The sequence below is a fragment of the Kitasatospora sp. NPDC059571 genome (genome assembly GCF_042735675.1).
In the GTDB taxonomy this organism is placed as follows: Bacteria; Actinomycetota; Actinomycetes; order Streptomycetales; family Streptomycetaceae; genus Kitasatospora.
Genome location: NZ_JBHWBW010000006.1, coordinates 41,055 through 47,193, shown reverse-complemented (window position 1 = coordinate 47,193; position 6,139 = coordinate 41,055). Strand labels below are relative to the sequence as shown.

Annotated in this window: 5 protein-coding genes; 4 read left to right on the top strand and 1 reads right to left on the bottom strand. The window is 78.0% G+C overall.

Annotation, left to right across the window (positions count from 1 at the left end):
- Positions 1-147: 147 nt before the first annotated feature.
- Complete coding sequence (locus ACFV0G_RS02275; RefSeq protein ID WP_380540190.1) at positions 148-2,214, top strand: primosomal protein N'; 2,067 nt, start codon at positions 148-150, stop codon at positions 2,212-2,214.
- A gap of 34 nt (positions 2,215-2,248) precedes the next feature.
- Here ACFV0G_RS02275 and ACFV0G_RS02270 read toward each other — a convergent pair whose 3' ends face one another.
- Positions 2,249-2,803, bottom strand: a complete 555-nt coding sequence (locus ACFV0G_RS02270; RefSeq protein ID WP_380540187.1) for a hypothetical protein — start codon at positions 2,801-2,803, stop codon at positions 2,249-2,251.
- A gap of 249 nt (positions 2,804-3,052) precedes the next feature.
- Here ACFV0G_RS02270 and def point away from each other — a divergent pair, with 249 nt between their 5' ends.
- From def to ACFV0G_RS02255, 3 genes are read left to right on the top strand one after another with little or no spacing between them, the layout of a single operon-like run.
- Positions 3,053-3,598 (top strand): peptide deformylase, encoded by a 546-nt coding sequence (def, locus tag ACFV0G_RS02265; RefSeq protein ID WP_380540184.1) that lies wholly within the window; start codon positions 3,053-3,055, stop codon positions 3,596-3,598.
- Positions 3,599-3,615: 17 nt separating this feature from the next.
- Positions 3,616-4,551 (top strand): methionyl-tRNA formyltransferase, encoded by a 936-nt coding sequence (gene fmt, locus ACFV0G_RS02260; RefSeq protein ID WP_380540181.1) that lies wholly within the window; start codon positions 3,616-3,618, stop codon positions 4,549-4,551.
- Between the two features lie 52 nt (positions 4,552-4,603).
- The gene (locus ACFV0G_RS02255; RefSeq protein WP_380540178.1) at positions 4,604-6,034 is read left to right on the top strand and encodes an RsmB/NOP family class I SAM-dependent RNA methyltransferase; all 1,431 of its coding nucleotides are present in this window, start codon (positions 4,604-4,606) and stop codon (positions 6,032-6,034) included.
- Positions 6,035-6,139 lie beyond the last annotated feature (105 nt).

Below are 6,139 nucleotides of genomic sequence, written 5' to 3'. Positions count from 1 at the left end.
AGCGGGGCGCCCCCGCCCCGCGTCTAGTAGAAAAACAGGGCCGCGGCGCGAGGCCCGTACCAACCCCCCAAACCCCCTGGGGCGGCAACCCATCGGGGGGCCCCGCCGCCTGCGGCGGTGTCGGACCCTTCTGATACGACTGGAGCGATGAGCAGCGCAGACGGGGCCGGCGAGCAGCTGGCCTTCATCCGGGAGACGGTGCGCCGCGCCCGGCCCAGGGTCGCCCGCGGCGTGGAGCCGGCCGCCGAGCTGCCGGTCGCCCGGGTCCTGGTCGACAAGGGCGTGCTCAGCCTCGACCAGTACTTCGACTACGCGGTGCCCGCCTCGATGGCGGAGGAGGCCAGGCCCGGCGTCCGGGTCCGGGTCCGCTTCGGCGCCCGGGTCGGTGCCTCCGGACGGCGCGAGGGCGGCGCCCTGCACGACGGCTTCATCGTCCAGCGGCTCGCCTCCTCGGACTACGCCGGCCCGCTGGCCCCGCTCGCCCGGGTGGTCTCGCCCGAGCCGGTGCTCACCCCCGCGCTGCTGCGCCTCTGCCGGGCCGTCGCCGACCGCTACGCCGGCACCCTCGCCGACGTGCTCCAGCTCGCCGTGCCGCCGCGGCACGCCCGGGCCGAGGCCGAGCCCTCCCCGCCGCCGCTGCCGCCCCCGCCCGCCCCGGAGCCCGGCGGCTGGTCCCACTACCAGCAGGGCCCCGCCTTCCTGGCCTCGCTCGCCGCCGGACATGCGCCGCGCGCGGTCTGGACGGCCCTGCCCGGGCCCGGCTGGGCGCACGAGATCGCCCGGGCGGTCGCCGCGACCCTGGCCGGCGGCCGCGGCGCGCTGGTCGTGCTGCCCGACGGCCGCGCGGTGGCCCGGGTGGACGCCGCGCTGGCCGCACTGCTCGGCCCCGGGCGGCACGCCGTGCTCGCCGCCGAGGCCGGTCCCGAGGAGCGGTACCGGCGCTGGCTGGCGGCGAGCCGCGGCTCGGTGCGGGCCGTGATCGGCACCCGGGCGGCCGTCTTCGCGCCCGTCCGCGACCTCGGGCTGCTCGTCGTCTGGTCGGACGGCGACGGCAGCCACAGCGATCCCAACGCCCCGTACCCGCACGTGCGGGAGGTGGCCCTGCTACGGGCCGCCGAGGAGGGCGCCGGGGTGCTGATCGGCGGCCTGTCGATGACCGTCGAGGCCGCCCAGCTGCTGCGCACCGGCTGGGCCCGGCCGCTCGCCGCCGACCGGGAGACCGTCCGGGCGCTCGCCCCGCGGATCCGTACCGTGACCGACCTCGACCAGGCCCGTGACGCGGCCGCGCAGGCCGCCCGGCTGCCCTCGGTCGCCTGGGAGGCCGCCCGTGACGCCCTCACCCGCGGCCCGGTGCTCATCCAGGTGCCGCGCCGCGGCTACCTGCCCCGGCTCTCCTGCGGGCGCTGCCGCACCCCGGCCCGCTGCCGGGCCTGCGGCGGGCCGCTGGAGGCCGGCGCCGCGGACACCCCGCCGGCCTGCGCCTGGTGCGGCACCGCCGAGCCGGACTGGCACTGCGAGGAGTGCGGCTCCTTCCGGCTGCGCGCCCAGGTGGTCGGGGCCCGCCGCACCGCGGAGGAGCTCGGCAAGGCCTTCCCCCGGGTGCCGGTGCGCACCTCCGGGCGCGACGCGGTGCTCGCCGACGTGCCCGGCACGCCCGCGCTGGTGATCGCCACGCCGGGGGCCGAGCCGGTCGCCGAGGGCGGGTACGCGGCGGCGCTGCTGCTCGACGGCTGGGCCCTGCTCACCCGGCCCGACCTGCGCTCCGGCGAGGAGGCGCTGCGCCGCTGGCTGACCGCCGCCGCGCTGGTCCGCCCGGCCTCCGCCGGCGGGGCGGTGGTGGTGGTCGCCGAGCCGACCGCCCGCCCGGTGCAGGCGCTGGTCCGCTGGGATCCGGCCGGCCACGCCGCCACCGAGCTCGACGAGCGCGAACAGCTGCACTTCCCGCCGGTCTCCCGGATGGCCTCGGTGACCGGACCGCCGCAGGCCGTCGCCGACCTGCTGGGGCTGATCCGGCTGCCCGAGGGGGCCGACGTGCTGGGCCCGGTGCCCGCCCCGGCCGCCCGCGGCGAGGAGCTGGAGCGGGCCCTGCTGCGGGTCGCGCCCGGCCGGGGCGCCGCGCTGGCGGCCGCCCTCAAGGCTGCGCAGATCGCCCGCCTCGCGCTGCGCACCGCCGAGCCCGTCCGGATCCGGATCGACCCGACCGACATCGGCTGACCGCGGCGGGCCCGTCCCGGGCCGCCGACCTCGGTCAGCGGCCGAGCCGTGCGCCCTGGCCGGCCAGCCCGCTCTGCCCGGGGAGCCCGCCCTGGCGGGCCTGCGGCACCGTCCGGGCCAGCGGCTTCGGGGCGGCCGCCGGGGCCGAATCCTCGTGCGGGACGACCGGGGCGTCCGCGGCCCGTTCCTCGCGCGGCCCGGCCGGGGCGGGCACCGACGCCGCCGCGAGCAGCTCGTTGGCGGGCCGGCGCATCCCGTACCGGCGGTGGACGGCCTGCTTGGTGACGCCGAGGGCGGAGCCGACCGAGTCCCAGGAGAAGCCGAGCGCCCGGTCGAACTCGACCGCGGCCGCGACCAGCGTCTCCACGCTCTCGCGCAGCTCCTGCGCCAGGCGGACGGTCGGCGCGGGCGCCCGCCCGTACACCACGAAGCCCGCTGAGGTGCTCGGGCGGCGCGGCCGGTAGACGTTCCCCAGTTGGGCGGTGAGCGTGCGCAGCGCGTCGACCTGCCGCCGGACCCGCTCGATGTCGCGCACCAGCAGGTGCAGGCTTGCCCGCGCCCGCGCGTCGTGATTGATCTGCTCGGCCATGGCCTGGATGCCGCCTTTCCGTACCGCGTCGGCTCGGACGGGGACGCGAGCGCGTCCCGGTCAATTCCACTTGACCAACGCCCGACCCCTGGCCCAAGTAACGCGCCGTCCCGAGAAGGCCGGTACCGAATGCGGAGCCGGGGCCCGTCCGGCGGCCGGCGGGACCGGACGGGGCACGGATTGCATAGACTGAATGGCCTTCGCCCCGACGAATCCGACGCCGCCCCCACCGACAGGAGCCCCGCAGCCATGGCCATCCAGCCGATCCGCATCTTCGGCGACCCGGTGCTGCGCACCAAGGCCCGGCCGGTGACCACCTTCGACAAGGAGCTGCGGCGGCTGGTGAAGGACCTCACCGACACCATGCTGGACGCCCCCGGCTCGGGCCTGGCCGCGCCTCAGGTCGGCGTCTCGCTGCGGGTGTTCACCTACCACGTGGACGGCGTCGTCGGCCATCTGATCAACCCGGACCTGTCGCTGACCGACGAGGAGCAGGACGGCCCGGAGGGCTGCCTCTCGCTGCCGGGCCTGCGGTACGACACCCGGCGCGCCTTCGGCGTCGTCGCCAAGGGCGTGAACATGTACGGCGACCCGGTCGAGATCGAGGGCACCCGGCTGCTCGCCCGTTGCATCCAGCACGAGACCGACCACCTCGACGGCATCATCTTCATCGACCGGCTCGACCGCGAGGCGCGCAAGGCCGCGCTCAGGGCGATCCGCGAGGCGGACTGGGACGGCGGCCCGGCGCCGACCGTCCGGATCTCCCCGCACTCCACCTTCGGCTCCGCCCGCTGACCTCCCGAAAGGACCCCATGCGCCTCGTCTTCGCCGGCACCCCCGAGGTCGCCGTCCCCGCCCTGGACGCCCTGCTGGCCTCCGACCGGCACGAGGTGGTCGCCGTGGTGACCCGCCCCGACGCCCCGGCCGGCCGCGGCCGCCGACTGGTCGCCAGCCCGGTCGCCCAGCGCGCCGAGGAGGCCGGCATCGAGGTGCTGAAGCCCGCGAAGCCGAGCGACCCGGACTTCCTCGCCCGGCTCGGCGAGCTCGCCCCGGACTGCTGCCCGGTCGTCGCGTACGGCGCCCTGCTGCGTCCCGGCGCGCTGGAGGTGCCCAAGCACGGCTGGGTCAACCTGCACTTCTCGCTGCTTCCGGCCTGGCGCGGCGCGGCCCCCGTGCAGCACGCCGTGCTGGCCGGCGACGAGGTGACCGGTGCCTCCACCTTCCTGATCGAGCAGGGTCTGGACTCCGGCCCGGTCTTCGGCGTGGTGACCGAGGAGATCCGGCCCACCGACACCAGCGGCGAGCTGCTCACCCGGCTCTCGCACTCCGGCGCCCGGCTGCTCGCCGCCACCATGGACGGCATCGCGGACGGCTCCCTGCACGCCGTCCCGCAGCCCGCCGAGGGCGTCACCCTCGCCCCGAAGATCAACCCCGAGGACGCCCGGATCGAGTGGTCCCACCCGGCCCTGCGGGTGGACCGCCTGGTGCGCGGCTGCGCCCCGGCGCCCGGCGCCTGGACGGTCTTCCGCGGCGAGCGCCTGAAGCTCTCCGGCCCGGTCCGGCTGCTGACCGGCGACAGCGCGCTGGCACCCGGCGAGCTCGCCGTGGCCAAGAACAGCGTCCGGGTCGGCACCGGCAGCCACGAGGTCGAGCTCGGCGAGGTCCAGCCGCAGGGCAAGAAGCCGATGCGCGCGGCAGACTGGGCCCGGGGCGTCCGGATCGAGTCCGGCGAGCGGCTCGGCGAGTAGCCGCCCCCGCGCCCCACCGTTCACCCCTGTCCGCAGCACATTCGAGGCACCTGTGACCACCCCCAGCGCCAAGCGCGCCCCCCGCCCGCACCGCCGACCGAAGAAGGACCCGGCCCGGATCGTCGCCTTCCGAGCCCTGCGCGCCGTCGACGAGCGCGACGCCTACGCCAACCTGATCCTCCCCTCGCTGCTCCGCGAGGCGGAGCAGAAGGGCATGGACCGCCGCGACGCCGCCCTGGCCACCGAGCTGGTGTACGGCACGCTCCGCATGCAGGGCACCTACGACGCGATCGTCGCCGCCTGCATCGACCGGCCGCTGCGCGAGGTCGACCCGCCGGTGCTGGACGTGCTGCTGCTCGGCGCGCACCAGCTGCTGGCCACCCGCATCCCCTCGCACGCCGCCGTCTCCGCCACCGTCGAGCTGGCCCGGGTGGTGCTCGGCGACGGCCGGGCGAAGTTCGTCAACGCGGTGCTCCGCCGGATCAGCGCCCAGGACCTGGACGCCTGGATCGCCCAGGTCGCCCCGCCGTACGACCGGGACGCCGAGGACCACCTCGCGGTGGTCCACTCCCACCCGCGCTGGGTGGTCTCCTCGCTGTGGGACGCGCTCGGCCGCTGGCAGCCCGAGAACGCCGGCCGCAGCGCCGTCGAGGAGCTGCTGCGCGCCGACAACGAGCGGCCCGAGGTCACCCTGGTCGCCCGCCCCGGCCGGGCCACCGTCGAGGAACTGCGCGCGGCGCTGCCGGAGGCCGGCGACGGCCGCTGGTCGCCGTACGCGCTGCGGCTCGCCGAGGGCGGCGACCCGGCGGGCGTGGAGGCCGTCCGCGAGGGCCGGGCCGGCGTGCAGGACGAGGGCAGCCAGCTGGTCGCCCTGGCGCTGGCCGCCGCACCGCTGGACGGCCCGGACCGCCTCTGGCTGGACGGCTGCGCCGGCCCCGGCGGCAAGGCGGCCCTGCTGGGTGCGCTGGCCGCCGAGCGCGGCGCCGCCCTGGTCGCCTCCGAGAAGCAGCCGCACCGGGCCCGGCTGGTCGCCCGCGCGCTGGCGGGCAACCCCGGCCCGTACACCGTGATCACCGCGGACGGCACCCGGCCGGCCTGGGCGCCCGGCAGCTTCGACCGGGTGCTGGTGGACGTGCCCTGCTCGGGGCTGGGCGCGCTGCGCCGCCGGCCCGAGGCGCGCTGGCGGCGCCGCCCGGACGACATCGCCGGGTTCGGGCCGCTCCAGCGGGACCTGCTGCGCGGGGCGATCCGCGCGACCCGGGTCGGCGGCGTGGTCGGCTACGCGACCTGCTCCCCGCACCTGGCGGAGACCCGGGCGGTGGTGGACGACGTGCTGCGCGCCGAGAGCGGCGTGGAGTGGATCGACGCCCGCCCGCTGCTGCCGGGCGTACCCGCGCTCGGCGAGGGGCCGGACGTCCAGCTCTTCCCGCACCTGCACGGCACCGACGCGATGTACCTGGCGCTGCTGCGCCGCACCGCCTGACCGGCGCGCCGCCGGCCGGTACCGACCGGGGGGGGGGGGGGGCGGCGCGCGGGGGGCCCCCCCCCCGCGCGCCCCCCCCGCCGCTGGGGGTGGGAGGGGGGGACG

Excerpts from the sequence above, each read along its gene's own strand:
- ACFV0G_RS02275 (WP_380540190.1), top strand. The coding sequence starts at position 148 with ATGAGCAGCGCAGACGGGGCCGGCGAGCAGCTGGCCTTCATCCGGGAG.
- ACFV0G_RS02270 (WP_380540187.1), bottom strand. The coding sequence starts at position 2,803 with ATGGCCGAGCAGATCAATCACGACGCGCGGGCGCGGGCAAGCCTGCAC.
- def (WP_380540184.1), top strand. The coding sequence starts at position 3,053 with ATGGCCATCCAGCCGATCCGCATCTTCGGCGACCCGGTGCTGCGCACC.
- fmt (WP_380540181.1), top strand. The coding sequence starts at position 3,616 with ATGCGCCTCGTCTTCGCCGGCACCCCCGAGGTCGCCGTCCCCGCCCTG.